The sequence below is a fragment of the Nonomuraea sp. NPDC050556 genome, from assembly GCF_044457355.1.
Taxonomy (GTDB): Bacteria; Actinomycetota; Actinomycetes; order Streptosporangiales; family Streptosporangiaceae; genus Nonomuraea.
This window is the reverse complement of sequence record NZ_JBITGU010000001.1, coordinates 2,802,928-2,828,553: the sequence shown is the minus strand read 5'-3', so window position 1 is coordinate 2,828,553 and position 25,626 is coordinate 2,802,928. Positions and strand designations below refer to the sequence as shown.

Genomic DNA, 25,626 nt, shown 5'->3' with positions numbered 1-25,626 from the left:
CGGCATCGAAAGCGTCTAACAATCTAGATACTTGGATCCCCTCTATGCCCTTGTCAACGGCGCACGTCGCAACCGAGCGACCCGAGCGCTACGTCAAACAGCTGCTCTCGCACATGGGCCGCAAGGCCGCGGCGGAGCACACCGGCTCCGGCAGGGGAACGCTCACCTTCCGCTCCGGCACCTGCTCGCTGGTCTCCCTCCAGCACGAACTCGTCCTGATCGCCGCAGCCGAGGACCTCGAGTCGCTGTACGGCGTGCAGGACGTCATCACCAGGCACCTGCTGCGCTTCGCCACCCAGGAAGAGCTCAGCGTGGATTGGACCGATCCAGAGTCCGGCGACGCCCTCGAGATCGTCCCTCCGGCGATCGACGACTACCTGCGGGCGCACTGCACCCCAGCCGGGGAGCTGCTGGCCGAGCTGGCGGAAACGACGCGCGAGGCGACGGGGCGCGCCGCCGGAATGCAGGTGGCTGCCGATGAAGGGGCGCTGCTGGAGATGCTCGTCCGGCTCTCCGGCGCGCGCCGGGCCATCGAGATCGGCGTGTTCACCGGGTACTCGTCGCTGTGCATCGCCCGCGCGCTGCCCGCCGACGGCTACCTGCTCGCGTGCGACGTGAGCACCGAATGGACCGACATCGCCAGGCCGTACTGGCGACGCGCGGGCGTCGAGGACCGCATCGACCTCAGGATCGGTCCCGCCCTCGACACGCTCCGGGCGCTGCCCGGGGAACCGGCCTTCGACTTCGCCTTCGTCGACGCGGACAAGGGCAACTACCCCGGCTACTACGAGGAGATCGTGCCGCGGCTCGCGCCGGGCGGCCTGCTCGTCCTCGACAACGTGTTCCTGGGCGGCAGGGTGCTCGACCCGGCCTTCCAGGGCGCAGACCACCAGGCTATGCGGCGCGTGAACGACGCTCTCGCCCACGACGAGCGGCTGGACGTGGTCATGCTGCCCGTCCGCGACGGCGTCACCCTCGCCAGAAAACGATAAGGAGTTCTCATGTATTTGGTCACTGGTGCCACCGCCCACTTCGGCCGTCAGGCCGTCGAAGCCCTGCTCGCCGCGGGCTACCCGGTGCGGGCGCTGACCCGCGATCCTTCGCGGGCGGGGTTGCCTGAGGGTGTCGAGCTGGCTCAGGCCGATCTCACCAAGCCGGAGACCCTGCCCGCCGCGCTGGCGGGGGTGCGCGGGATCCTGCTGGTCCTGCAGTACGGCATGGACCCGGCGCCGCTCCTGGCCGCCGCCCGCGAGTCCGGGGTCGGGCGGATCGTCTTCCTGTCCTCGGGCGCGGTCGTGGACGGCGTCGAGGTGCAGCCGGATGTGATCGCCCAGTACCACGCTGACGTGGAGCGGGCCGTTCAGGAGTCCGGGCTGGAGTGGACGGTGCTGCGGCTGCTGTTCCCGGCGATCAACTCGCTGACCTTCGCCATGCAACTGGCCGGAGGTGATGTGATCCGCGCGCCGTACACGAAGGCCGCCTTCAGCGCCATCCACGAGCTCGACGTCGCGGACGTCGCAGTCGCCACCCTCACCGGCGACGGTCACGCCGGGCAGACCTACAGCTTGACCGGGCCCGAGTCGCTCACCCAGGCCGACCAGGTCCAGATCCTCGGTCAGGCGCTCGACCGCCCGCTCACCGTCGAGGACCTCGACCCTGAGCCTGTTCTTGAGCAGATGAGCGCCTTCATGGACCCCGCCTTCATCGGCGCGCTGTTCGGCTTGATGGCGGCCACCGTCGGCAAGCCCGCCGAGGTCAACGACACCGTCGAACGCATCACCGGCCACAAGCCCCGCACCTACGCCCAGTGGGCGACCGACCACGCCAAGGACTTCTAGATCATGCGTTTCACCAAGACCCTCGCCGCGCTGGCCCTCGCCACGGCGATCATCGCCCCCGCCGTCCCCGCCCAGGCCGGTACGGCAGGCCCCCGCTGGACGGGCGCCTGGTCGGCTGCCGTGCAGCGGCCCTCGCCCGGCGGGCTGCCCGGCTCGTCCAACTGGTCGCAGGCGGGTTTCCAGCGGCAGACCGTACGCCAGGTGGTCCGGGTCACCGGCTCCGGCGTCGCCGTCCGCATCAAGATCTCCAACCTGTACGGCACGGCGCCCCTGACGGTGAGCGGAGCCACGGTGGCCAAGGCCGCCGCCGGGGCCGCCGTCCGTCCGACGAGCCTGCGCCCGGTGACCTTCTCGCTCCGGCCGCACACCGTGGTCCCGGCGGGTCAGGAGCTGGTCAGCGACCCGATCCCGCTGCCCGTCAAGGCGCTGGACCGGCTGGCCGTCACCCTGTACTTCCAGGGGGCGACAGGACCGGCCACGTTCCACGACATCTCCTCGGCCACCACCTACCGGGCCCCGGGCGACCACCGGTTCGACCCGCGCGGCACCGCTTTCACCGACACCTCGCGCTCGTGGTACTTCCTGAGCGGGGTGGACGTGCTGAGCCCCGCCAGCCGGGGCGCGGTGGTGACCTTCGGCGACTCGGTCACCGACGGCACCGGCTCCACCCTCGACGCCGACAACCGTTACCCCGACCAGCTCGCCGAGCGGCTGGTCGCGGCGGGACGGCCGCTGACCGTGCTGAACAGCGGCATCTCGGGCAACCAGGTGCTGGCCGACCACCCGCTCTTCGGCGAGCGGGCCCTGGGCCGCTTCCAGCGGGACGTGCTGGACAAGCCGGGGGTGCGGGCGGTGATCGTGATGGAGGGCATCAACGACATCACCTACCCCGGCCCGGAAGTCACCGCAGCGCAGATCATCGCCGGACACCGCGAGCTGATCCGGCTCGCCCACTCCAGGGGGATCAGGATCGTCGGCGGCACGATCATGCCCTTCAAGGGCAACCCGTGGCTGTACCCGGACGGCACGCCGGAACCGTTCGCCAAGGAACAGGTCCGCGACCAGGTGAACACGTGGATCAGGACGAGCGGCGAGTACGACGGGGTGGCCGACTTCGAGCGCGCCCTGGCCGCACCCGGCGACCCGGACCGGTTGCGTCCTGAGTTCAACGTCCGCGACGGGCAGCAGGGCGACGGGCTCCACCCCAACGACGCCGGACTGAACGCCATGGCCGAGGCGATCGACCTGAACGGGCTGTAGGGGACATTCATCCAAGACCGGCAGGCGACCCGCGGGCCATCATCCCCGCATGAGTGAGATGCACGTGGTCCACGACGGGCCGGAAGACGCGCCCCCGCTGTTGCTCATCCACGGGTCCGGGGCTTCGGGGGGTACCTGGGCGCCGGTGGTCCCGGCGCTGGCCGAGCGGCATCATGTCATCCGGGTCGACCTCCCAGGCTGTGGGAACTCGCCGCCCTCCGCGTCCTACGACGTGCCCGACCAGGCGGCTCGGGTGGCTGCGCTGCTGGATGAGCTCGGGCTCGCGCAGGTCACCGTGGTCGGGCACTCCAGCGGGGGATACGTCGCCACCTCGCTGGCCGAGCAGCGGCCCGAGCTCGTGGGGTCGATCGTGCTGATCAGCACCGGGCCCCGGCTGGATGCGGTGCTGCGGCAGCCGTTCATCCTCCGTGTCCTGCTGGCCCCGCCGTTCGGGCCCCTGCTGTGGGCCAGGCGGTCGGATACGATGATCCGCCGCGCGATCAGCTCCATCGCGGCCCGGCCGGTGGAGGTCCCGGACGAGCTGGTCGACGGGGTGCGGGCCATCACCTACCGCTCGATGCGGGCGGTGCTGCGCCGCAACAGCGCCTACCTCGCCGAGCGCGGCCTGCCCGAGCGGCTGGCCGACCTCAAGGTCCCGGTGCTGGTGATCTTCGGCGCCGCGGACCCGAGGTGGGAGCCGTCGTCGGCGCGTCTCTACGACGCTGTGCCGTACGCACGCGTGGAGATGCTGCCCGGCGTCGGGCACCTGCCCATGCTGGAGGCGCCGGAACGGACCGTCGAACTGCTGGGTACCTAGACTGGGAACGTGCCGTCGTTCGACTGGGCTTCGATGGACGTCGCGGTCCCGCGCCTGCCGGGCCGCCTGCCGGGAGTCAGCATGGCCGGGTTCCGCCAGCTCGTCCCGGCGCGGGTGGACCTCGACATGGTCCCGCACCCGGCCGTCACTCTCCTCGTCGACCTGAGCGAGGGCGAGGCCACCGTCTACGACACCTGCCTGCGGCACGAACGCGGGAGCGTCGTCGTCGGGCTCCTGCCAGGCAAGCTGCGGGCGGCGGGCAGCGGGATGGGGGAGTACCTCCAGATCCGGCTGGAACCGGTCGCCGCCGCCGCGGTGCTCGGCGCGCCGGCCGAGCTCAGCGGGGCGCTGGTCGCCCTGGAGGACGTCTGGGGGCGCGACGCGGCGCGGGTCGAGGAAAGGCTGCGCGCCGTCAGCTCGTGGGAGGAACGGTTCACGCTCGCTGCGGAGATCCTCCGGCGGCGGATGGGCGCACGCCCGGTCGACCCCGAGGTCGCCCACACCTGGCGGCGGATGCGCGACGGCAAGGGGCGGGTCCGGGTCGACGGGCTGGCGGGCGAGGTCGGGTGGAGCCGCAAGCGGCTTTGGGCACGCTTCAGGTCCCAGCTCGGCATCACGCCCAAGCGCGCGGCCCAGCTCGTGCGCTTCGACCACGCGGCCCACCTGCTGGCTGCGGGGCACGCCGTCGCGGGCGTCGCAGCCGAGAGCGGTTACGTCGACCAGTCGCACCTGCACCGCGAGGCCAGGGCCTTCGCCGGGCTCACTCCAGCCGGTGTGGCCGCCGCGCCGTGGCTCGCGATCGACGACGTCGCCTGGCCTGACCTGGGGTAATGCGGTTCCCGAGAAAATTCTCAAAAATCTTGTAGGTGGTTGTCGAAAGCGGCTCCTCTCGTTCGAAGCGTCATCAAACGAAGCGAGAAGGAGAAAGAAAATGACCACCACCGAGTGCACCCCTCAGGGCCGCGTCACCAAGTCACTTCTGGGCTACGGCATCATCGCCGGACCCCTCTACGTGGTCGTCGCCCTCGCCCAGGCGCTCACCCGGGAGGGGTTCGACCTCACCCGCCACCAGTGGAGCATGCTGGCGAACGGTGACCTCGGCTGGATCCAGGTGACCAACTTCGTCGTCGCCGCACTCACCACCATCGCCGCGGCCGTCGGGCTGCACCGGGCCACCGGCTCCACCTGGGCGCCCCGCCTGATCGCGGTCTACGGGGTCAGCCTGATCGGGGCGGCGGTGTTCAAGGCCGACCCCGCGATGGGCTTTCCCGCCGGCACCCCGGAGGGTCCCGGGGCGATCAGTTTCCACGGCATGATGCACCTGGTCTGCGGCATGATCGGCTTCACCAGTCTCGCCGCCGCCTGCTTCGTCATCGCCCGCCGCTACGCCCCAGTCTTCTCCCGCGCCACCGGCGTCCTGTTCCTGCTCGGCTTCGCCGCCGTCGCCATCGGCGCCGGAGCCGTCTGGGCCAACCTCGCCTTCACCGCCGCCATCCTGCTCATCTGGACCTGGCTGGCCGCGGTCTGCCTGCACTACTACCGCCGCACCGTCTGAAACCCCCACCTTTCGGAAAGGATCACCGTCATGCGTTACCTCATCACCCTCCGCGCCACCAACCAGCCCACCACCCCGCCCACCGCGGAGCTCATGGCGGCCATCGCCAAGCTCGGCGAGGAGGCCACCGCCTCCGGCGCCCTGCTCGACACCGCGGGACTGGCCCCGAGCGCACACGGAGGCGCCAGGGTCGAGCTGACCGGCGGCCGCCTGGCCGTCACCGACGGTCCGTTCGCCGAGGTGAAGGAGCTGATCAGCTACGCGGTGTACGAGGTCAGGTCCAAGGAGGAGGCGGTCGAATGGGCCTCCCGCTTCCTGAAGATCCACCGCGACAACTGGGCGGGCTGGGAGGGCCAGGCCGACGTCCTCAAGATCTTCGGCCCCGAGGACTTCGCCTAGACCTCGCGCACACGACTGACGCCCCGATCGGATCCCCGATCGGGGCGCCGTGCTTTGACGGCCATGACCAGGCACGCGACGCACGCGACCGCGAGGACGACCGCCACCACCCAGACGAGGACGGGGACGGGCACACACTCCGGGTCGTCCCAGGGCACCCGCTTGAAGACCGTGTCACCGTCGTAGACCGGGCATTTCGCGTCGGGGTCGATCTGGAGGAAAGACGACTGGGTCAGGCCGTACGCCGCGATGGCCCACCCGCCGCAGAACGCCCCGCCCGCGAGCCTGCGCCAGAAGGAGGGCTGCCGGGTCACCCGGCGACCGCGCCACTCTCCGCGCAGCGCCCCGACGACCGCCGCTCCGACGAAGACGGGTACGGCCAGGCCGAAGACCGGCCACGCCACGACGAGAGCCAACGCGGCGACGAAGAGGAACTCCACCATAGAGCGGCGACTCTACCCGCCGAAGATCGCGGTGGGGGTGCCGGTCAGCCAGAGGTTGGAGATGCGGACCCGGCGGATGACCCAGCGGGCGCCATCGCGGACCAGCTCCACGTCGTAATGGTTCTTCAGCAACGCATGGACCCCGTGGTCGGCGCTGAGCAGATGCTGGGCCTCCACCATGGCGGTCATCGTGGCGGTGTCGCCGTCCACCACGACACGCGGGTTGGTCACCTGGTGGCTGGTGTCCACCCGGCCGTCGAAAAGGGAGAAAATGCTGTTCACGATGGTCTCCCTGCCGATCATCACCGGGGGATTGCCGCCCCACTTGGCGGCGGTCGGGCGGAAGTCGACCTCGGCGTCCTCCGCGAAGGAGGAGGCGAAAAGCTCCCTGTCCTTCGCATCCTGCCCCAGACCGAAGCGGTACAAGGCGTCGATGATCTCCACACGGTCCTTCAGTTCGTTGCTCATGCCGTCCAGCCTGGCCGTACCCCCGAGGGCCGATCAAGACCGGCCTGTGCAACGATCGTGAAGCCATGGTTAACGATGAACTCGAGGCGTTCCTGGTGCTCGCCGAGGAACTGCATTTCGGCCGGACGGCCGAGCGGCTCCGCGTGACGACCTCCAGGATCAGCCAGACGATCAAGAAGCTGGAGCGCCGCGTCGGCACGCCCCTGTTCGTCAGGACCAGCCGCCGCGTCGAGCTGACCCCCGTGGGCAGGGAACTGTACGGCGGCGTACGGCCCGCCTGGGACGCCATCGGCGCCGCGATGGAACGGGCGATCGCCCACGGCAGGGGAAGGCTGTGCACCGCCTTCACCGGCGCGGCGGCGGGACAGCTCCTCGCCGGGATCGCCGAGCTGTTCCAGCGTCGCGAGCCGGGCTGTGAGGTGGAGATGCGCGAGGTGCAACCGGGCGAGGTGGCCCGCCGGCTGCGCGACGGCGAAGTGGAACTCGTTCTTACCACCCTGCCCGTCGAGGGGCACGAAGCGGGCGACGTCCTGGTGCGGGAGGTGCGGATGGTGGCCGTCGCCGCGACGCATCCGCTGGCCGGCCGTACCAGCGTTTCCGAGTCCGACCTGGCGGGTCTCACGGTGCTGGAGGGGCCGCTCCAGGAGGGCCTGACGCTGGTGGGCGCCGGGCGCGGGGTGCTGCGGGTGGGGGCGCACACCAGGCGCTACCACCCCAGGCCGGACGTGGTCTACGTGCAGGTCGCCGACGCGCCGCCGCTGGAGTGGGGGCTGGTGTGGCGCGCGGGCGCGGCCACCCCCCGCGTCCGCGCGTTCCACCAGGCCGCGCTCGACCTGCTCAAGGCGCCGTCCTGATGACTCAGCGAGCCGTCCCGACGGCTCAGGGAGCCGTCCTGATCACGACCTTTCCGAACGGCGAAGCCGTACGGTAGTAGGAGATCGCGTCGAGGGCCTCGTCGAAGCCGTACACCCGGTCGATCACCGGCCGGATCCCCGACTGCGCGACCGCGGCCGAGAGCTGCTCCAGACCCGTACGGTGCCCCACGAACACCCGCCGGATCGTCGCCAGGCTGTTCGCGAACGTCGCACCCGCGACCTCCACGCCCCCGCCCCCGGCCATGGCCCCGATCAGCACCACGTGCCCGTACAGCGCGGTGGCCCGCACCGACTGGTCGAGCGTGCCCTTCCCCACCGTCTCCACCACCAGGTCCGCGCCGCCGGTCAGCGCGCGCACCCGCTCGCCCCACGCGGGCTCGGTGGCGTAGTTGACCACGTGCTCGGCGCCCAGCGCCTTGAGCCGGTCGATCTTGGCGTCGCTGGACGTGGTCACCGTGACCCGCGCGCCGAACGTCTGCGCGAGCTGCAGCGCGAACAGCGACACCCCGCCGGTGCCCAGCGTCAGCACCTGCTGGCCGGGCAGCAACGGCTCGCCGCCGGTCAGCGCGCTCCACGCGGTCAGCGCCGCGCACGGCAGCGTAGCCGCCTCCTCCCAGCTCAGGTGGTCGGGCACGCGGACCGCCCACTGCTCGTCGAGTACGGCCAGCTCCGTCAGCATGCCGTCCACCGTGCAGCCGAGCTGGTCGATCAGCTCAGGGCGCAACCGGCCGTCGTGCCAGCGCGGCCAGTAGCTCCCCATCACCCGGTCGCCCACCTTGAAGCGGGTCGCCTTCGGCCCCACAGCGACGACCTCACCGGCGCCGTCGCTGATCGGGATCAGCCCGTCACGGTGCGGCAGCGGGTAGACGCCGTCCAGGATGAGGGTGTCACGCTTGTTGAGCGCCGCCGCGTGCACCCGGACGACGATCTGGGACCCCGTCGCCTCCGGTTCCGGGGAGTCGGCCAAGGAGAGGGTGTCGCCGTTCAAACGGTAGGAACGCATGGTCAGGCCGCCTTCACGTAGCCGAGGCCCTCGACGATCTTGCCGTCGGCGACCCGCATGATGTTCACGCCTTCCGTCTGGCCGAGCCGCCACCTGATGATGGCCCGGTCGCCCAGGACGTCCACGTCACCGAGGTCGAAGACGACCTGCGGGTCGGCGGCCAGCGCCCGCCACCACTTCAGGGCGACGCCCTTGCCCTCGTGGCGGGTGCCGTCCACGTTCTCCACCACGCAGTCCTCGGCGATCACGTCGTCGAGCAGGTCCGGCTCGTGAAACTGGAACGCGTTGTTATAACGGCTGATGATCTCGGTAGTGCTCATGCGATGATCCTGCTTGCGGCACCGCGCATCCAACAATTCCCTCCAGGGAATCGGGGGCCCAGTGAAAGCGACAGCAGCGATCCTGATCCTGTTATGCACCTGCCTGGCGGGCTGCTACCGGACCGTCCAGGCGGGGCAGGCGTGCGTCGACCACGCCGGCAGGGAGATCGGGCTCTACCTCAAGACCGTCGACAGCGCCCTGCCGCCCAAGGAGCAGATCGTCTCCGTGGACGAGTGGATGGGCTGCGACACCGCGGGCAAGGGCGCGGCCGTGGACATCACGGTCAGCTCCGAGCTCAAGGCGAGCGACCTGATGACGATGCTGCAGAAGGCCGGATGGTCGGCGGAGGACCCGGTCGAGCGGCGCGACGGCATCAGGATGACGAAGAAGGCGGGCACCCGGGTGGTCGAGGTGCGCATCAGGGAGCTCAGCGCCGAGGACGCCGCGCCGTACCAGTCGGAGGGCACGCTCCTCAGCGTCGGCGCGGGCGACGACTGCTGGGACAACTGTTAAATAGGCTCTCACCTGGGAAGACTCCAGAAATGGGATGCCTGCTGGCCATATTCGGGGGAATGTTCCCCCGCCTCGCCGTACTGATCGTCTGGCTGTTGCGGCCGCGCTTCGTCGACATCGCCTTCGGCGACAACTGGCTGCTGCCACTGCTGGGCATCATCTTCCTGCCGTTCACGACGCTGATGTACATCATCCTGTACACGCCGGGCATCGGGCTGGTCGGCTGGGAGTGGTTCTGGATCGTGCTGGCCGTACTCCTCGACCTGGGCCAGTGGGGAGCGTCGTTCCGGCAGCGCAGAATGTCCTGATGAAGACTTTCGACGAGCTGGTGGCCGAGGCGAACGAGGTGTCGGTCGACGGCTGGGACTTCTCCTGGCTGGACGGCAGGGCCACCGAGCAGCGCCCCTCGTGGGGCTACCAGCGGACCATGGGCGAACGGCTCGCCCGCGCGCACGCCGCGCTCGACGTGCAGACCGGCGGGGGCGAGGTGCTGGCCGGGGCGCCGAAGCTGCCGCCGGTGATGGTCGCGACCGAGTCGTGGCCGCCGAACCTGGCCAAGGCCACGCGGCTGCTGCACCCGTTGGGCGCCGTCGTGGTGTCCGACACCGACGAGCCGCCGCTGCCGTTCGCCGACGAGGCGTTCGACCTGGTCGTCAGCAGGCACCCGGTGACGGTGTGGTGGTCGGAACTGGCCCGGGTGCTGCAGCCGGGCGGCACGTACCTGTCGCAGCAGGTGGGCCCGGCGAGCGTCTTCGAACTGGTCGAGTATTTCCGCGGCCCCTTGCCCGAGGCGTCACACAGGACCCGCCACCCGGACGACGCCAGAGCCGCGGCGACCGCAGCCGGGCTGGACGTCGTCGACCTGCGCTTCGAGTCGCTCCGCACCGAGTTCCTCGACATCGGCGCCGTCGTGTATTTCCTGCGCAAGGTCATCTGGATGGTCCCCGACTTCACCGTGGAGGCCTACCTGCCGCAGCTACGCGCCCTGCACGAGCAGATCCAAGAGCAGGGCCCGTTCGTGGCGACCACCACCCGCTTCCTCATCGAGGCCGTCAAGCGGTGACTCGCCAGGCTGGACGAGTCCTTGGTGGAGCACCGCGCAGAAACCCCTGGCCAGTGCGTTGACCTGGGGTTTCTTGGTTGTTACGTCTCTCTGGTGCCAGCCGAGTGATCAGGTGTGGATCAGGGGAGACGTGCGGTGACGAGCTCAGCGAGCCGGGAGACACCCTCCTCGATCAGTCGCGGATCAAGCAGGCTGATCGACAGCCGGAGTTGGTTGAACCCATCCTTGCCACCGTAGAAGTGATGCATCGGGGTGAACAGGACGCCGTGGTCGCGGGCGGCGTGTTCCAGCAATTCGTCATCGACGACGAAGGGCACGGTGACGGTGATGAAGAACCCGCCCGTCGGCGTGTTCCAGGTGACTCCGGGGACGGCGCCGAGCCGGCGGGTGAGTTCGCCCAGCGTGAGGTGGAGGTTGCGCTGGTAGATGGCGGTCTCACGGGCGTTGGCCTTGACCAGGCTGAAGTCGTTGAGCAGCAGCTTGCCGGCGATCACCGCCTGGGCGATGGGGGAGGTGTTCACGGTGAGCATGCCCTTGAGCTTGGCGAGCTCGTCGGCGAGCAGGCCACCCCCTGTTACGTGCTGATCCGCTACGACATAGCCGACCCGGGCGCCGGGCATGCCGGTCTTGGCGAAGGAGCCGAGGTACACCACGGTCGCCGCATGGTCGAGGGCTTTCAGCGTGGGGAGGCGGTCCCGTCCGAGGAGCCCGTACGCGTTGTCCTCCAGGAGCAGGACACCATGGGCCGCGGCGACCTCCAGGAGGCGATGGCGGGCGGGCAGGTCCATGCTGGTGCCGGTGGGGTTGGCGAAGCTGGGTGTCACGTAGCAGGCCCGGACCCGCGCGCCCTGCTCCTGTGCACGTTTCAGCTGGTGGACCAGGTCATCGAGGTCGATGCCGTTCTCGGTGGATTGGACCGGCCAGACGGGTGTGTCGGTGAGTAGCGCCGCTCCGGTCAGGCCGACGTAGGTGGGAGTGGGGGCGAGCAGCACATCCCGCTCGCCCGCTCGCAGCGTGCGAAGCACCAGGAACAGGGCCTCCTGGAAGCCCACGGTGACGACCACGGAGTCCGGGTCGGTCTCGATGTTCTCATCTACGGCGAGGTGCCGCGCGACGAGGTCGGAGATGATCCCCTTCGTGGTCCCGTACTGGAAAAGCGTGCGGCTGATCCCGGCATCGTCCATTCCCCGGTCGCTGCGAAGATGGTCGCGGTAGGCCTCGAGATAGTCGTGGATGAGGCTGACGTCGAAGAACTCTTCGTACGGTCGGCCCGCGGCCATGGAAATGGCGTCGGGGTATCTGCCGGCTATCTCGTTCAGCAGATTCATCGACTCGATGGCCGGGTCCATCAGCGATCCGTGCAGCGTTTCCTTGCTTAATTGATGGGAAAGCACGTTGGAGTCCATGGAAACAAAGACTTTCTCTTCGCAGACCACGCCGCCATTTGTCAGCCGACTTGGAAGCCGTCTCGTCGTACGGAAAACCCGTCAGAAGACCGCATCGACCCGCACCAAAGGATTTGGCGGCAAAACCGTATTCAATGTCGATGTGTGCATAAAGTCAGGTCATCATGACCGACCCCAGATTATGATGTGAGGCCGGAGCGAGGCTACATGTCCACTCCGTCGTCACCGCGCGTCTTCCCTTGCCCCGCCGGGCCGCGGCCCGTAGGTCAGGAGGCGGGCCTCCTCCTCGGCAGTGGCTTCGATCCTGGCCATGGCCAGGCGCAAGAGTGGTGGGGCGAGCAGAGAGGTGATCACCGCCACCACCATGATGATCGTGAAGACCTCGGTAGTGATCACCTCCAGGCGCAGACCGACCGTCGCCACGATCATCTGGACAACGCCGCGAGCGTTCATACCCGCCCCCAGCGCCAAGGCCTCCCACCGGCTGAGCCGGCTGGTCCAGGCGCCCAGAAAGGCACCCAGAAACTTGCCGATGATCGCCAGGGCCAGGAGAAGCAGCCCCAAGGCAAGCACGTCCGGCCGCGTCAGGGTCGTTAGATCAACACGCAGGCCCGTTGTGGCGAAATAGAGGGGAGCCAGCACCCCGAGCGTCAGGGTTCGCAGTGGCGCCAATCTGACCGGCTCCCGCACGGCCGTACTCACCAACAGCCCCGCGACGAAGGCCCCGAAGACCGGTTCAAGCCCCAACGCTTGCGTCCCGGCCGCAGCCGCGAGCACAAGTATCACGACCTGACCGGCGATCACCCCCGGATCCTCCGTCGCCCGCAGTGTCAGACGAGTCGCCGGCCTGCCGATGACGACGCTGAAGACGATCACGCCGAGCAGCGACGTGATCGACAGCACGACGGTCCCCGCACCGGCTCCGGCGGTGGCCATCGCCGTCACCACCGAAAGCAGCACCCACCCGAAAGCATCGTCGATCAAGCCGGCGGTCAGCGTGAGCTGACCGACGTTGCGATGGAGCAGGTTCATGTCCATCAGCGTCTTAGCGATCACTGGGATCGCGCTGACACACATCGCCACCCCCAGAAACAGGGCGAAGACGGCAGGTTCGCCGGTCCCGCGGAACTCAGGCGGCAGCAACAGGCCGACACCGATGCCGAGAGCCAACGGTATGACCAGCCCGAAGGCGCTCACCCGCACCGCCGTAGCGCCCTGACGCCGGATCAGCCGCAGGTCCAGATGCGCTCCCGTCAAGCCGATCAACAACAACACGCCGAGCTGCGCGACGGCGTCCAGCATGTGTGACGACGGCGAGGGAAACAGCCACTGCTCTGCCCTGGGTGCGATCTGCCCGAAAACGGATGGGCCGAGGATGACGCCGGCGCACAGTTCACCGACGACCGCTGCCACGCCCAGCCGTACGGCCAGGCGGCCCAAGAGCAACGCGAGCAGCAGGAGGGCCGCGGCCTGGACAAAGAAGACCAGCAGCGTTTGCGGGGGGATCATGTCGGCCCGCAGGACGGCTGTCCGGCAGAGGCCGGTATCCCGCCCGTGCTAGGGGAGCACAGCGCCCGCCAACCTTCCATCACCCCTGATCCCCCGTCCAGACCGGGTCCCGTTTCTCGATGAAGGCCCGGATGCCCTCGACCGCATCGCTGCTGCGCCGACGACGCTCTTCCCACGGATAGGACGTGGCGAACGCCTTCTCCAGGGGGATGTCGAGGGACCGCAGGGCGGCCTCCTTGATCGCGCGAATGGACAGCGGAGCACCGCGCACGAGGCTGTCCGTCCATCCGGCCACGCACCGATCCAGCTCATCAAGCGGTACGACCTCATTGACCAGTCCGTACCGGAACGCCGTCGCCGCATCCATCCGGCGCCCGGTCAGCAGATAGCCCATCGCCACTTTCTGCGGCAGCTGCCGCGGCAGCCGGAACACGCCTCCAGCTCCGGGGATCAGGCCGAGACGGACCTCTGGCAAGCCGAACACCGCCTCCTCGGAGGCGATGACGATGTCGCAGGCGAGTGCCAGCTCGAAGCCGCCACCCAGCGCGTAGCCGTTCACCCGGGCGACCACCGGCTTGGACAGGGTGAAACGGTCGGTCAGCCGGGGATGACCCGCCTGCCCTCGGCTGCCGAACGTCGAGGCCTCCGTTCCTGCCTCGTTCAGCAGCGCGCGTTCCTTGAGGTCCTGGCCGACGGAGAACGCGCGGGTTCCCGCGCCGGTCAGAACGACCGTTCTGACGTCGTCGTCGGCCTCGACGTCATCCCAGATCTCGGCGAGTTCCTCGTGCATCCGCCGGTCCATCGCGTTCAGCACCTGGGGCCGGTCCATCGTCACATAGGCGACGTGTTCCTTCTTTTCGCAGCGCACTCGGGGGTCGTTCATGCCGATCCCGCCGCGAACCTGCCGACCTTGTCGATGACATCCCCGCCGTAGATGCGCAGCGCCTGCTGCAGGGCGAACTCGGCCATGTACCGGCCGAACCCCTCGGGCGACTCCTCGGCCAGGTTCAGCATGCGCCGGTTGGCCGGCACCGCATCTCCATCGAGGCGGGCCAGCGCGCGATCGACTGCCGCGTCCATCTCTTCCGGCGGGACGACCTCGTCAACCATCAACCGTGCGTCCGGCTCGTCCGCCCGGATCCGGCGCCCGCCGAGGATCATCTGCCGGGCCATGCGGGGCCCGGTGAACCGGGTCAGCCGATAGTTCGCGGCCCCGGGAATGATCCCCTCCGTCGCAGCGGGCAGACTGATGTAGGCGTCGGACGCCGCCAGCACATGGTCGAAGACCAGGAGGAGCTGAGCTCCACCGCCGATGGCGAAGGAGTCGACGGCCGCCATCCAGGGCTTGTCGATCAACTTCGAGTGCCACGAACCGTCCGTGAACACGCCACGAACGATCTTGTGGATGTAGCCCAGCTCGCGCCTCAAGAGGAAATCGACGAGGGAGATGTCGCCCGAGCTCAGCTTCTTCAGGTTGACGCCCGCGCAGAACACCCGGCGCCCCCGATACAGGGGATGGCTCATCTCGCCGCCGCGCAGCAGCCCCACCCGGACGCCGGGGTCGAGCAGCGCCAGGTCGACCGCGGTCTCCATGTCGTCCACCTGCTGGGCGTCCTCGGCGTTGAGGCAGTCGTCCCGGCACAGGGTCAGGTACGCGACACCGTCGTGGCGTCGCAGCAGGACCGCCTCCATCCGCACAACGCCGGACTCTGCGAATTCAGGGAGCAGTTCGAGGGCTCTGGGGGTGGGCCGGAGCATGGCGTCGAGCAGGTGCGGACCCGCCTTCGGGGCACGCAGGATCCCGCGCAGAAATATGGCCTGATCGATCTCGCGCCCTTCCTTCTCCGCCTGCGGCCGTGAGCGCTCGGCCGCCATCTGCTCGTCGGTGGGCACCAGGCCGGGATAGGCCAGGGCGGCGGCCCGCACGAGTTCGTCGATGCGCTGGTGCCGAGTCCGGCCGGAGGTGAGGTATCCGTAGACTTCCTCGGCGTGCGCCTCGACGTAGTCCGCGCGCATCCCCCTCACCTTGTCCAGTGCCGAGGACGCGAGACCGCGCTGGGCGGGGGTCCTGGCGGGAGGCGCCGGCAGCACGGCAAGCAGGTCATCGACCCGCTGGGCCTCCTCCGTCAGGGCGCTGAGGGCGAGCGGCGAGCTGGACGGCGGAGCCGGCCAATCCGTTGTCATGAGAGTGCTTCCCGTCGTAGGGCCCGGTCCACCGCGGCCAGGTGAGTACCGAGCGCGTCCTCGAAAGCGGTCGAGCTCGCTTCGAAGATCAGCTGCCGGCGGATCGCCAGCTCCGCGCCGTCCATGGCGCCGGCCGCGTCGCCCAGGCCGGCCAGGGCCCCCGCTGGATCCTCGGACACCACATCGATCAAGTTGAGGGCGAGCGCGCGGTCGGCGTCGAGCGGTGCTCCGAGCAGTACGGCCTGCCGGATGCCGCCCGTACCTGCCTGCTGAGTGAGCCGGTAGACGGCCATCCCGGGCCACGTGCCGCCGCCGGCTCCGGAGAGCAGCAACCGGGTCGCCGGAGCGACGATCCGGACATCGGCCGCCAGGAGGAGGTCCAGAGAGGGTCCCGTGCAGTCGCCTGACGCTACGGCGACGGTGAGACGGGCGAGCCGTTCGAACCGGCGGACGACCCGTTCCCACTTGGCGACCAGGCCCACCGTCAGCCCCTTTGACCAGCCCGGGCGCGGCATGCCCGCGACGTGGATGATGACCGGGCCAGGCTCCCGATGGTCCTCGGCGCGGTCGCAGAGGTCATTCAGCTCCTCGACCGACGCGGCCGGCGGCTGAGTGGCGTCGAAGCTCAGCTCCAGGTCGCCCTTCATTTCACTCCCGCTCACCATTGGACCAGCGCCGTTTCGATCGTGGAGCCGGGCCCCATGGTCATGAGCAGGCCATAGTCTCCAGGCGTGGTCACGGCCTCGTCGGCGAGCCGCTCGTAGGAGAAGAGGAAGGAGCCACTGGAGAGGTTTCCGTACTCGCGGAGCACACCGGTCGTGTGGCGTACGTCGTGCCGGCTCAGACCGAGGTTGACGACCATGGCGTCGATCACCTTCTTGCCGCCGGAGTGCACCAGCCAATGGTCGATGTCGCTGCGGCGTAGCCCCGTACCGGACAACAGCCGGTCGACGACGATCTCGGCGTGCGCACCGACCACGTAGGGAATCTGCGGATCGAGGAAGAAGCTGAACCGGTCCTGGTCGCGGTCCCAGTCGTAGCGCATCGCGTCGACCGCGTCGGTGATGATGTAGCTCGCGAACTTCAGTACACGCGGACCTGGTACGCGCCCGTCACCGGAGACGACGGCGAGGGCGGCGGCTCCGTCGCCGAACAGGCTGTTGACCACGGCGGTCCGCATGGTCCCGTCCAGTGTGTAAGCGGCGGAACACGCCTCGCTGCACAGAACGACGGCGAGTTCACCCGGGTGCGCCGCGGACCAGCCCGCGACCACGTTGAGCGCGTTCAGTCCCGCGTTGCATCCCATGCCCACGATGTCCGCGCGGCTGCAATGCGGGTCGATGCCGAGTTCGCGGATGATCAGGGCGCTCAGACCGGGGGTCAGAAAACCGGTCGAGGTGACGCAGCACAGGTGACGGATATCCGACAGCGCCGCGCCCGCCGACTTCAGGCAGGCCTCGAGCGCCCGGCACCCCATGTCCACAGCGATTTCTTTGTGCTTCCCGAGGAGATCACCCTGCATTTCCGCCACGCGTGCTCCGTCCCGGCCCTCAGGCGGAAGCGCGAGAAAACGCCGATCGATCGCGCTGTTCAGGAACAGCGATCGGATCTTGGGATCCCGTATGTCGAAGATTTCGAGAAGCTCGGGTTGCGAATAGGACGTGGCAGAAACAGCGGTCCCCACACCGGCGAACCTCGTGATCTCGGTGAGTTCCGTGAGGGTGGAAAGGTCTTCTGCTGACGCAATAATGGTCGTCATCGATACATCCACCCCCATGTCCTGAGCTTGCTTCTGAGTATTTGCCTGACCTCGGAGGCGGCCATTGATCTCACCTTTCCTGTCGGCAGCGAACACAGTGAAGGTAGGTTCGGCCAATCTCGACGGTCAAGATCGTCCAACGCCCGGAACCGCGGCAATGGAGGGAGCCAATTCAGCGCAGGTAGCGCTTCAGAAAGGCGCACTCGTGGACGGTGAGACGCCGTGGCTTGGCGGTGTGCGTGTCGAAGCCCATGATCTTTGATCGGGCTTCGACGAACACCTCCCCATCCGAGCAGATCTGCGCGGCCAGCTCGCAGGTGACCCGGTTCACCTTGGTCACCCACGACTCGACCCGCACCGATCCGTGCCGGAATGTGAGCGGGCGGCGATAGAAGATCTCGTGGCGCACGACGGCGAACCCCACGGTGGGCACCCCGGCGCGGTCCTCCGGCGGCACGGCCGTGTTGTCGAGATAGAGGGCGATCCATGCGTCCTCCAGATACTCGAGGAATCGCACGTTGTTGACGTGGCCGTGGGCGTCGATATCGGAAAAACGCACCTGGCGGTGGTACATGTGCTTCTCGGGGATGCGCTTCATCTCGACCAGCAGGCGGGTGCCGTCGGCCGGGGGCCGGCCTCGGCCATCGGACTCTTGATCGTGTGGATGTCCCATGTTGTTCCCAGTCGTTTGGAAGGAACTGGATCAGGTAGGACGTCTGCCCGAGGCCGGGGCGCAGCCGTACCGGGGGCCTTGTGCTCAGCCGGCTCCAGCGGCACCTCGCAGCCGCCGGAGAGCGCGGCGGCGATCTCGATGCCGGGCACGGCACCGTCCAACTGATGGCCTCCGTGGTTGGACATCCCGCTTCCGCCGGCACCCGCCTTGACGGCGCGGTTCCCTTGGAGCGCGCGGATCGCTGGACCACGACGTCCTGTTCACTCCGTTGCGGCAACTGATCGAGGCGGGGTCCCGGCTCGCCGGGCTTGACCCCGCGTGAGTGCCGTGGCGCACAAGGGCGACCGTATCGTCAGAGATCGGAAATCTGTAGGCGATGGACACGGACGTACGGTCACAACGTGGAGAGAGAGGGCTTACGTCCAGTCAGACAGCGAGTTGCTTGATTCACACCGAAGGTAACGTCGTCGATGTGACAAGGATGAATCAACCCAAGTTACTAGGCGCCTCCATCGCCGGGAGCGCCGCGGCGATGGAGACCGGCGGCACCGGAGCGGAGGCCGCGCAGGCCGACGCCGCGTCCGGACGACCGGAGCAGCGCGACGAGCGCTGGCTGCCGCCGGCCGGCCCGGTCAAGGTCACTCCGGACGACCCCCGCTACCTCAACCTGAACCTGCGCGGCGCCAACAGCCGCTTCAGCGGAAAGCCCGACTACATCCAGCTGGTCGGCTCCACCAAGCATGTGGTCGATGCCGTTGAGGAGACGGTACGCGACGGCAAGCAGGTCGCCGTCCGCAGCGGCGGGCACTGTTTCGAGGACTTCGTCGACAACCCCGACGTCCAGGTCATCATCGACATGTCGCTGCTGACCGAGGTCGCTTACGACCCGTCGATGAACGCGTTCCTGATCGAGCCGGGCAACACGCTCTCGGACGTGTACGAGAAGCTTTACATGGGCTGGAACGTGACCATACCGGGTGGGGTCTGCGGTGGGGTCGGCGTCGGCGGACACATCTGCGGGGGCGGCTACGGCCCGCTGTCGCGGCAGCTCGGCTCCGTTGTCGACTACTTGTACGCGGTCGAGGTCGTCGTCGTCGACGAGAACGGCAAGGCGCGCGTGATCGTGGCGACCCGTGAGCGCGACGACCCCCATCACGACCTGTGGTGGGCGCACACTGGCGGTGGCGGCGGAAACTTCGGCGTGGTCACGAAGTACTGGATGCGGGTGCCGGAGCAGGTCGGCCGGGATCCGGAGCGGCTGCTCCCGAAGCCGCCCGCGGCGTTGCTCATGAGCACGGTGACCTTCGACCTGGACGGAATGACGAAGGCGGCGTTCTCCCGGCTGCTGCGCAACCACGGAGAGTGGTACGAGCAGAACAGCGCTCCCGACTCGCCGTATATCGGGCTGTGGAGTCAGCTCATGATCGGGAACAAGGTCCCTGGCATGGGCGAGAGCGGCTTCATCATGCACGTTCAGGTGGACAACACCCGGCCGGACGCTCGGAGACTGCTCGACGCGCATATCGAAGCGGTGATCGACGGCATCCCGTCGGTCGAGGTGTCCGAGCCGATCGAAGAGAGATGGCTGGCCTCCTCGCCGGGGCGGGCGGGGAAGGCCCCGGGGTCGAAGACGAAGGCCGGCTACCTGCGCAAGCGGCTGACCGACCAGCAGATCGAGGCCGTGTACGAGAACATGACCCACATGGACGGGATCGACTATGGCGCCGTCTGGCTGATCGGGTACGGAGGCAAGGTGAACACCGTCGACCCGGCGACGACCGCCTTGCCGCAACGCGACGCGATACTCAAGGTGAACTACATCACCGGATGGGCGAATCCCCGCAACGAAGCGAAGCATCTGCAGTGGGTTCGCAAGCTCTATGCCGACGTGTACGCCGAGACCGGCGGAGTTCCGGTGCCGAACGACATCAATGACGGGGCGTACATCAACTATCCCGACCGCGACCTCGCGGATCCGGAGCAGAACACCTCGGGCGTGCCGTGGCACGATCTCTACTACAAGGAGAACTACCCGCGGCTGCGCAGGGTGAAGGCCGCCTACGACCCGCGCAACCACTTCCACCACGCGTTGTCGATCCGGGCCTGATGTCGCGCGATCGGTGATGCCGAGCGGGTGTTCCTGGATCATGATCCGGAGCTACGGCCTTGATCCCTCCAGATCACCCGCCGGCGATGGCTACCAGGGCGGCGGGCTTCCCCCCGAAGTCAGGCGGTTGCCTGACTTCGGGGGGAAGCCCGCTCCTTCAGCACGTGACGATGGCCTTCAGCCCTCGTCTCCCTCTCCGAGGCAGAACCCGGCGGGCAGCTTCCCGCTGCCCCGGCCACCGCGTCTACTGGCAGATCCTCGCCGTCTTCAACGACCTGTTCAAGCCGGCACCGATTTGGCAGGACGTCATGACGACCAGTGCCATTCATGCTGGTCAAGCAGATGGGCAGCCTTCACACCCTTGTTCGAACACCATGTCTCGAACTCGGCGATCTGCTGGAGTTGGTAGGAGTCCTCGTTGTAGGAGGTGGCCATGACGTGGCCGAGCCAGCTCTCCTCGCCCATCGCGTAGATGTACGCCTCGTCGGCGCCCAGTTCGGTGACGATCGCACTCGCCTGCTGAGCATCGGAGCCGGACATCTTGCGGCTGTCACTCATCTTCTTCGGCAACGGCTTGGCGATGAACGGCTGATATTGCCAGTTCAGGGGAGCGCCATCGCATTCCATGCCGAGAAAGGCGATGTTGACGGGTCCGAGATGCCGGCGGATGTAGCGGTAGAGGACCGGATCGAGGCCGGAGGAGTCCGCGCCCACCCAGATCGACTTTCCACCGAGGCTGATCCAGTAGGTCGACTTGGCGCGGATGTCGAGATCGGCGTGCTCGCCGAAGAACGGGGTGGAGACGATCTTCCCGCCGGGGAACTCGACCTCGTCGAAATCATCCACCTCGATCGCGGGGAGCCCGAGACTCTTGAGATAGAGCGCCAGGGAGGGATCGCACAGGTTGCCGCGCGAGGTTCTCGGCACGATGAATGTGCCCACCCGGCCGCGCAGTTGAAGCAGCGTCTCGGGCACGAGATGGTCGGTGTGCCCGTGCGTGATGAGCACGTAGTCGAGGTGGTCAGGCAGATCGTTGTAGGTGTAGCGACCGGTCGCGCCGGTATCCGCGCTGATGAACGGGTCCGTCATGATGGCCACGTCGGGCGTCTGCATGAGCAGGCAGGCGTGTCCCCAATAGCGGATCCTGGCTCCGGCCGCGATGTGGCGGTCGGGGGCGAGCGCGGGCCCTGGGACCAGCAGGTTGGCCAGCTGGTTCGCTTCCGCGTCGCCGAGCTCCAGCACCTCGCGGAGGGCGGCCAGCGTGGTGGGCCGCACCCTGGATCGGAAGAGCTCCTCCAGACCGGGGTGCCGGAACGGGATATCCAGCTCCAGCACGTCGGGTGAGGGCAGTCGCGGGGTGCTCATCACGAAGGGCCGCTCGGTTCCGGTCTCCAGGGAGAGCTGAACGGACTGGCAGTCCTCGGCGTACGCCTTGCTCTTGTAGACGAGCGGCTCCAGGAAGTGAAGCGAGGCCGCGTTGCCGGTGTCATAGGCTATTTCCACCAGGCCCGACAATTCTGGTGGCAGCTTCGGGTAGAGCGGCCTGAGATCGTAACCGGTCGCTTCCTCGCGGATGATCTTCTCGGCCGCCACGATTGCCTCGGCGAACCGGATCATGTCCGCGTGGTCGCGCCGGATGGCGGCGACCAGCGCCTCGACCTCGTTCTTCCGCTTCTCCTCGATGTTGACAAAGAATCCGCCGCGGAACTTCGGGTCGCGAGCAGCTTTGACATGCCATTCCGGCGACGTGATGTATGACTCAAGCATCGGAATGTTCCGGAAGGTGAAATTCATGGAGGCCGTGACGGGAGCCGTCGCGTACATCGTGGCATAGAACCTGTTTACTAGAGGTTCGATAATGGTGTTGGGCCGGAGGAAGAGGGACTCCTCACTCACTTCTGCTCCTCACTGTCGAATGGCTGCCGGGAAGTATCTTGGAGAACGAGGCGCGTCTTCCCCTATGAATGGAAGAACGGGTCCACCGATTCATCAGTGTGATGAATGGTCACGTCACGGATCTCTTCCGATGCGTAGACGTCGGCCTGCAGCACGTGTCTGCGGCTGGGCGAACAAGCGCGGCAAACCCATGCGCTTCCTCCGTGCCACCGCCGTCCGCCGCCAAATCTTAAAGGTCACAGAATATCCGCACGAGCGGGCCGAATCGGTCCACGCTCTGCTTTAATACTCATTAAGCCAACCTACTGACACAAATCCAACATCGGGACGATAGTCGGTTGGACAACTCTTGGTGGTAACCAGTCAGGATGGCGCTGCCACCAGCTCGAACCGCTCCTCTACCACACCTGTGGCCGCGTGAGACCGCGGTCGAGTCTGGACGCACCTCCTGAACCGAGCAACTGGCCGCCCGCAGGTCGATCACCTGGCCTCCGGAGGTGGGCCCAAGGTGCTACGGTTGTGGTGGTCGCGAAGGCCGCGAAGGCCCGCCGACGCGACACCTGACTCATCCTCGCCGCCCGTGGGAGAGGCCGCTGGAGGACACCGAACTCACCCCGGCCCGAGTCCGCCGGGGGTTCGGAACCTGCGAACTATCGCCTTGTTGACGGCTCCATCCCGATACCGCTGGAACGCGGTCTTATTCGAGGGAACTCAGCGGGGGCGGGCTCGGCATCCAGGCACGCGGACGGCGGATTCATGATGATTTCCGGCATGGGGACTGCCAGGCGTTTCCCTCGGCGGTTCGCCGCCTTCGCTAGTCTTCGTAGCGAATGACCGGCCAGGTGGTTTCGTGGTATCCGCCGTCCGGGGAAGCGTTCCGGGCATGCTCGTCCAGCCTGGCGAACAAATTCTTGTTCGGCCCGTCGAGCACCGACAACTGCGTCGCGTAGTGCTTCATCGCGTGAAATTTCCGCGTCCGAGCCTCTTCATTGACGAAGCTGAGATCCGGAGAGTCGAGCCGGAGGCCGTCAGGCAGTTCAGCCATGTCCGAGGAATACGCTGCGTACGGGAGATCCTGCCAGAGTCGCAGCGGAATACCCCTCTCGCCCGCCGCGAGCAGCGTGGCGTCTCGCGTGACCTTGTGGTCGGGGTGATTCCCGATGCCCGCGCAGGTGAGAAGCAGCGTTGGATCGCAGTCCGCGATCATGGACTCGATGTCATCCCTGATCGCGGAAAGCAGATCATCGTTGTTCGCCGGCGACTGCTGGCGGACTATCGAACCTTCTTCGTGGCTCAGCAGCCACTGGCCGTCCGGCGACTTCCGATAAATGGCATCGATGAATCGGCCATGCCGATGGCTCGCACCGAGATGATTGAGGGCGGCGATGTCTTCATTTCGACGACGAAGCGGTGCGTCCTCGGTCGGCGACAGACCCCAGCGCGCATGGAATCGCTCCGCGGCGGGGGAATAGGGGGGCGCCGCACTACCGGCGAAAACCGTGAAGACGGTCGCCTTTCCACCGTCCTGCTCCGCTTGGGCGAGGCTGGCTCCGATGGATAGGACGGCATCATCCAAATGTGGGGAGATTGCTAATATCCGGGTTCTGTCGGCGTCCTGCAGCATGGTGATCAGTCTGATGTCGGCCCTGCCCCGTTTCAATGGAGTCAGACTGGACGGGACCTTTCCCGCATGGACGTTTCCGGGAGGGCGAGATCGTCCGGGGCTTCCTGGAGGCGCCGGGCGTGCCGTACGTTGGCGCGGAAATGGCCGGGGTCGGCGAGGTCGCGACGAAGCGCGCCTTCCGGTCACGTCGGAGTCACACTTTTTCTGACCAGCCTGTCACCACCCGCCGCGTAGAACTGAGTGGGAAGACCGCGGCGTCTCAGATGGTGTCTACCGGCGCATTGTGCGCAGGATGAGCGGGAAATGAATCTCTATCGCGAGGCCACCCTGCGGCCGCGCGCTCGCGGACAGCGGGGCGTCGTGGGCGACGGCGATGGCGCGGACGATGGACAGTCCAAGGCCATGGTGGTCGTCGGCGCGGGTGCGGTCGAGTCGCTGGAAGGGCTCGAAGAGGCGGTGGACCTGCTCGGGCGGGATCACCGGACCGGTGTTCGCGATGGCGACGACCGCCTTGCCGGCCTCGATCCGGGTGGAGATCTCCACCCGGCCGCCAGGCACGTTGTAGCGCATGGCGTTGTCCAGGAGGTTGGTGATGAGTCGTTCGACCAGTGCCGGGTCGCCCGTGGTGGGGGCGTAGGCGATCCCGGTCACCAATCGGGGGTGTGAGCAACCGGCCCCGACGGGCTTCCCGTTGGCCCAGGAATCGGTTGCCGCACTGGCCGTGGGGTTGTTCCCGTCATCCCCGCGGTCGGCGCCCGCGCCGGTCCTGGGGTTGTTCCCGTCAGCCCCGGGGCCGGTCCCCTCCATCGCGCGGATCGTGTGCTCGGCGATCTCCGCCAGATCGAGGACCTCGCGGTGATCAAGGCCGCTCTCGCTCTTGGCCAGCGTCAACAGCGATTCCAGCAGGCGCCCCTGCTGCCGGCTGAGGTCGAGCAGCCGCTCCATGATCGATCGCACGGACGGGGTGTCGGAATCTCGATGCAGGAGGCTCTCCTCCAGCAACGCGTGCTCCAGGGTGAGCGGGGTGCGGAGCTCGTGGGCCGCGTTGGCGACGAAGCGCTTCTGCGCGTCGAGGGCGCTGTGGAGACGTTCCAGCAGCCCGTCTACCGTGTCGGCGAGATTCCGCAGTTCGTCGCGTGGTCCGGGGAGGGCGAGCCGCTCGTGGACGTTGCGGGCGGAGATCAGCTTGAGGGCGGTGTTCATCGTCCGCAGCGGGCGCAGCATCCTCCCTGCCACCAGCCAGCCGAGCAGGAACGAGATGACCGTCATCAGGGCCAGGGCGATCACCGCCTGGAACAACAGGTTCTCGAGAATGGCCGCCTGCTGCTGCCGCGCGAGGGCGCGGAATCTACCGCCAGGGTCGTCGTTTACGATCACCAAGGGTCTGGAGCCGCGGAAGAGCAGATAGGTGATGGCGAGCAGCACGACCCCGGAGGCGGCGAACAACGCGCCGTAGACGAGCGTGAGGCGCAGCCGTACGCTGCGGAAGGCTGCCAGACGTCGAAGGCGATCGGCCACTATTCCCATGGTATGGGACCCGGACCGGCCGGAGGCGCCCACGGCGCCGACGATCCCAGCCCGGGGCGGAGGCCGAGATGCCGGATCCGGGCGCCTACCGAGCCGGCGCAAGCGCGCACCGCCGCGGTGATCTCCGGCGCCAGGGTGCGGGCGAAGGTGGTGGTGAGGTGGCTGCGGTCGGAGTAGGCGATCAGGCCGCCGATGACGGGGCGGCACGGCTCGCCGCACATCAGATCGTCGACGCTCGTCACGGAGACGAGGCCGGTGGTGTCGGCGCGGGCGGCGACGCCGCCCGCCCCCGCGACGACCACGACGCACGACGCGAGCACCGCGAACGTGATCCTGCGGCTGCGGACCAGAACCGGGTGCCAGCGCAGCCTGTCCTCGATGAGGCG

At 67.9% G+C, this 25,626-nt stretch carries 27 protein-coding genes; 12 read left to right on the top strand and 15 right to left on the bottom strand.

Going from position 1 to position 25,626, the window contains the following annotated elements; translation table 11 throughout:
* The first annotated feature begins 44 nt into the window (after positions 1 to 44).
* The 7 genes from ACIBG8_RS13565 (at position 45) to ACIBG8_RS13535 (ending at position 5,869) form a co-directional block, all read left to right on the top strand.
* On the top strand, positions 45 to 992 hold the full coding sequence (locus ACIBG8_RS13565; RefSeq protein WP_397342997.1) for a DUF2218 domain-containing protein: 948 nt from the start codon (positions 45 to 47) through the stop codon (positions 990 to 992).
* A 9-nt stretch (positions 993 to 1,001) separates the two neighbouring features.
* The gene (locus ACIBG8_RS13560) at positions 1,002 to 1,838 is read left to right on the top strand and encodes an NAD(P)H-binding protein (RefSeq protein WP_397342996.1); all 837 of its coding nucleotides are present in this window, start codon (positions 1,002 to 1,004) and stop codon (positions 1,836 to 1,838) included.
* A gap of 3 nt (positions 1,839 to 1,841) precedes the next feature.
* Positions 1,842 to 3,098 (top strand): SGNH/GDSL hydrolase family protein, encoded by a 1,257-nt coding sequence (locus ACIBG8_RS13555; protein WP_397342995.1) that lies wholly within the window; start codon positions 1,842 to 1,844, stop codon positions 3,096 to 3,098.
* A 49-nt stretch (positions 3,099 to 3,147) separates the two neighbouring features.
* A complete protein-coding gene (locus ACIBG8_RS13550; protein WP_397342994.1) occupies positions 3,148 to 3,915 on the top strand; it encodes an alpha/beta fold hydrolase in 768 nt (255 codons plus the stop codon).
* Between the two features lie 9 nt (positions 3,916 to 3,924).
* A complete protein-coding gene (locus tag ACIBG8_RS13545) occupies positions 3,925 to 4,746 on the top strand; it encodes a helix-turn-helix domain-containing protein (protein WP_397342993.1) in 822 nt (273 codons plus the stop codon).
* 100 nt (positions 4,747 to 4,846) lie between these two features.
* Complete coding sequence (locus ACIBG8_RS13540; protein ID WP_397342992.1) at positions 4,847 to 5,470, top strand: DUF998 domain-containing protein; 624 nt, start codon at positions 4,847 to 4,849, stop codon at positions 5,468 to 5,470.
* 30 nt (positions 5,471 to 5,500) lie between these two features.
* On the top strand, positions 5,501 to 5,869 hold the full coding sequence (locus ACIBG8_RS13535; RefSeq protein WP_397342991.1) for a YciI family protein: 369 nt from the start codon (positions 5,501 to 5,503) through the stop codon (positions 5,867 to 5,869).
* Here the strand turns inward: ACIBG8_RS13535 and ACIBG8_RS13530 are convergent.
* On the bottom strand, positions 5,866 to 6,312 hold the full coding sequence (locus ACIBG8_RS13530) for a hypothetical protein (RefSeq protein ID WP_397342990.1): 447 nt from the start codon (positions 6,310 to 6,312) through the stop codon (positions 5,866 to 5,868). The two genes, ACIBG8_RS13535 and ACIBG8_RS13530, sit on opposite strands and share 4 nt — an antisense overlap.
* Before the next feature lie 12 nt (positions 6,313 to 6,324).
* Positions 6,325 to 6,780, bottom strand: a complete 456-nt coding sequence (locus ACIBG8_RS13525; RefSeq protein WP_397342989.1) for a nuclear transport factor 2 family protein — start codon at positions 6,778 to 6,780, stop codon at positions 6,325 to 6,327.
* Positions 6,781 to 6,845: 65 nt separating this feature from the next.
* Between ACIBG8_RS13525 and ACIBG8_RS13520 the strand changes: the two genes are divergently transcribed.
* A complete protein-coding gene (locus ACIBG8_RS13520; RefSeq protein WP_397342988.1) occupies positions 6,846 to 7,634 on the top strand; it encodes a LysR family transcriptional regulator in 789 nt (262 codons plus the stop codon).
* A 25-nt stretch (positions 7,635 to 7,659) separates the two neighbouring features.
* On the opposite strand, the gene ACIBG8_RS13515 is transcribed toward ACIBG8_RS13520, so the two are convergent.
* Together ACIBG8_RS13515 and ACIBG8_RS13510 are read right to left on the bottom strand one after the other, a co-directional pair.
* Positions 7,660 to 8,658, bottom strand: a complete 999-nt coding sequence (locus tag ACIBG8_RS13515; protein WP_397342987.1) for an NAD(P)-dependent alcohol dehydrogenase — start codon at positions 8,656 to 8,658, stop codon at positions 7,660 to 7,662.
* Between the two features lie 2 nt (positions 8,659 to 8,660).
* Complete coding sequence (locus ACIBG8_RS13510) at positions 8,661 to 8,978, bottom strand: nuclear transport factor 2 family protein (protein ID WP_397342986.1); 318 nt, start codon at positions 8,976 to 8,978, stop codon at positions 8,661 to 8,663.
* Between the two features lie 61 nt (positions 8,979 to 9,039).
* On the opposite strand from ACIBG8_RS13510, the gene ACIBG8_RS13505 reads away from it, so the two are divergent.
* From ACIBG8_RS13505 to ACIBG8_RS13495, 3 genes are read left to right on the top strand one after another with little or no spacing between them, the layout of a single operon-like run.
* Entirely contained in the window at positions 9,040 to 9,492 is a 453-nt protein-coding gene (locus ACIBG8_RS13505; RefSeq protein WP_397342985.1) for a hypothetical protein, read from the top strand.
* Between the two features lie 59 nt (positions 9,493 to 9,551).
* Positions 9,552 to 9,800, top strand: a complete 249-nt coding sequence (locus ACIBG8_RS13500) for a hypothetical protein (protein WP_397342984.1) — start codon at positions 9,552 to 9,554, stop codon at positions 9,798 to 9,800.
* A complete protein-coding gene (locus ACIBG8_RS13495; RefSeq protein WP_397342983.1) occupies positions 9,800 to 10,555 on the top strand; it encodes a class I SAM-dependent methyltransferase in 756 nt (251 codons plus the stop codon). Before ACIBG8_RS13500 ends, ACIBG8_RS13495 begins: the two co-directional genes overlap by 1 nt.
* Before the next feature lie 119 nt (positions 10,556 to 10,674).
* Here the strand turns inward: ACIBG8_RS13495 and ACIBG8_RS13490 are convergent, their stop codons facing one another.
* From ACIBG8_RS13490 to ACIBG8_RS13460, 7 genes are all read right to left on the bottom strand, one after another.
* Positions 10,675 to 11,991 (bottom strand): PLP-dependent aminotransferase family protein, encoded by a 1,317-nt coding sequence (locus ACIBG8_RS13490; RefSeq protein WP_397342982.1) that lies wholly within the window; start codon positions 11,989 to 11,991, stop codon positions 10,675 to 10,677.
* Between the two features lie 192 nt (positions 11,992 to 12,183).
* Positions 12,184 to 13,470: a cation:proton antiporter gene (locus ACIBG8_RS13485; protein WP_397342981.1), complete on the bottom strand. Its 1,287-nt coding sequence runs from the start codon at positions 13,468 to 13,470 to the stop codon at positions 12,184 to 12,186.
* Positions 13,471 to 13,549: 79 nt separating this feature from the next.
* Positions 13,550 to 14,353, bottom strand: a complete 804-nt coding sequence (gene dpgD / locus ACIBG8_RS13480; protein WP_397342980.1) for an enoyl-CoA-hydratase DpgD — start codon at positions 14,351 to 14,353, stop codon at positions 13,550 to 13,552.
* Entirely contained in the window at positions 14,350 to 15,654 is a 1,305-nt protein-coding gene (gene dpgC, locus ACIBG8_RS13475; protein WP_397342979.1) for a (3,5-dihydroxyphenyl)acetyl-CoA 1,2-dioxygenase DpgC, read from the bottom strand. Before dpgC ends, dpgD begins: the two co-directional genes overlap by 4 nt.
* Entirely contained in the window at positions 15,651 to 16,301 is a 651-nt protein-coding gene (dpgB, locus tag ACIBG8_RS13470) for an enoyl-CoA-hydratase DpgB (RefSeq protein ID WP_397342978.1), read from the bottom strand. The genes dpgC and dpgB overlap by 4 nt, the downstream gene beginning before the upstream one ends.
* A gap of 11 nt (positions 16,302 to 16,312) precedes the next feature.
* A complete protein-coding gene (gene dpgA / locus ACIBG8_RS13465) occupies positions 16,313 to 17,413 on the bottom strand; it encodes a 3,5-dihydroxyphenylacetyl-CoA synthase DpgA (protein ID WP_397342977.1) in 1,101 nt (366 codons plus the stop codon).
* Positions 17,414 to 17,585: 172 nt separating this feature from the next.
* A complete protein-coding gene (locus ACIBG8_RS13460; protein WP_397342976.1) occupies positions 17,586 to 18,011 on the bottom strand; it encodes an acyl-CoA thioesterase in 426 nt (141 codons plus the stop codon).
* 556 nt (positions 18,012 to 18,567) lie between these two features.
* Between ACIBG8_RS13460 and ACIBG8_RS13455 the strand changes: the two genes are divergently transcribed.
* Entirely contained in the window at positions 18,568 to 20,193 is a 1,626-nt protein-coding gene (locus ACIBG8_RS13455) for an FAD-binding oxidoreductase (protein ID WP_397342975.1), read from the top strand.
* A gap of 306 nt (positions 20,194 to 20,499) precedes the next feature.
* On the opposite strand, the gene ACIBG8_RS13450 is transcribed toward ACIBG8_RS13455, so the two are convergent.
* From ACIBG8_RS13450 to ACIBG8_RS13435, 4 genes are all read right to left on the bottom strand, one after another.
* On the bottom strand, positions 20,500 to 22,089 hold the full coding sequence (locus ACIBG8_RS13450) for an MBL fold metallo-hydrolase (protein WP_397342974.1): 1,590 nt from the start codon (positions 22,087 to 22,089) through the stop codon (positions 20,500 to 20,502).
* Positions 22,090 to 22,903: 814 nt separating this feature from the next.
* On the bottom strand, positions 22,904 to 23,713 hold the full coding sequence (locus tag ACIBG8_RS13445) for a PIG-L deacetylase family protein (protein WP_397342973.1): 810 nt from the start codon (positions 23,711 to 23,713) through the stop codon (positions 22,904 to 22,906).
* A 270-nt stretch (positions 23,714 to 23,983) separates the two neighbouring features.
* The gene (locus ACIBG8_RS13440; protein ID WP_397342972.1) at positions 23,984 to 25,231 is read right to left on the bottom strand and encodes a sensor histidine kinase; all 1,248 of its coding nucleotides are present in this window, start codon (positions 25,229 to 25,231) and stop codon (positions 23,984 to 23,986) included.
* Positions 25,231 to 25,560, bottom strand: coding sequence for a hypothetical protein (locus ACIBG8_RS13435; protein ID WP_397342971.1), 330 nt, complete (start codon positions 25,558 to 25,560; stop codon positions 25,231 to 25,233). Before ACIBG8_RS13435 ends, ACIBG8_RS13440 begins: the two co-directional genes overlap by 1 nt.
* Positions 25,561 to 25,626: the final 66 nt, after the last annotated feature.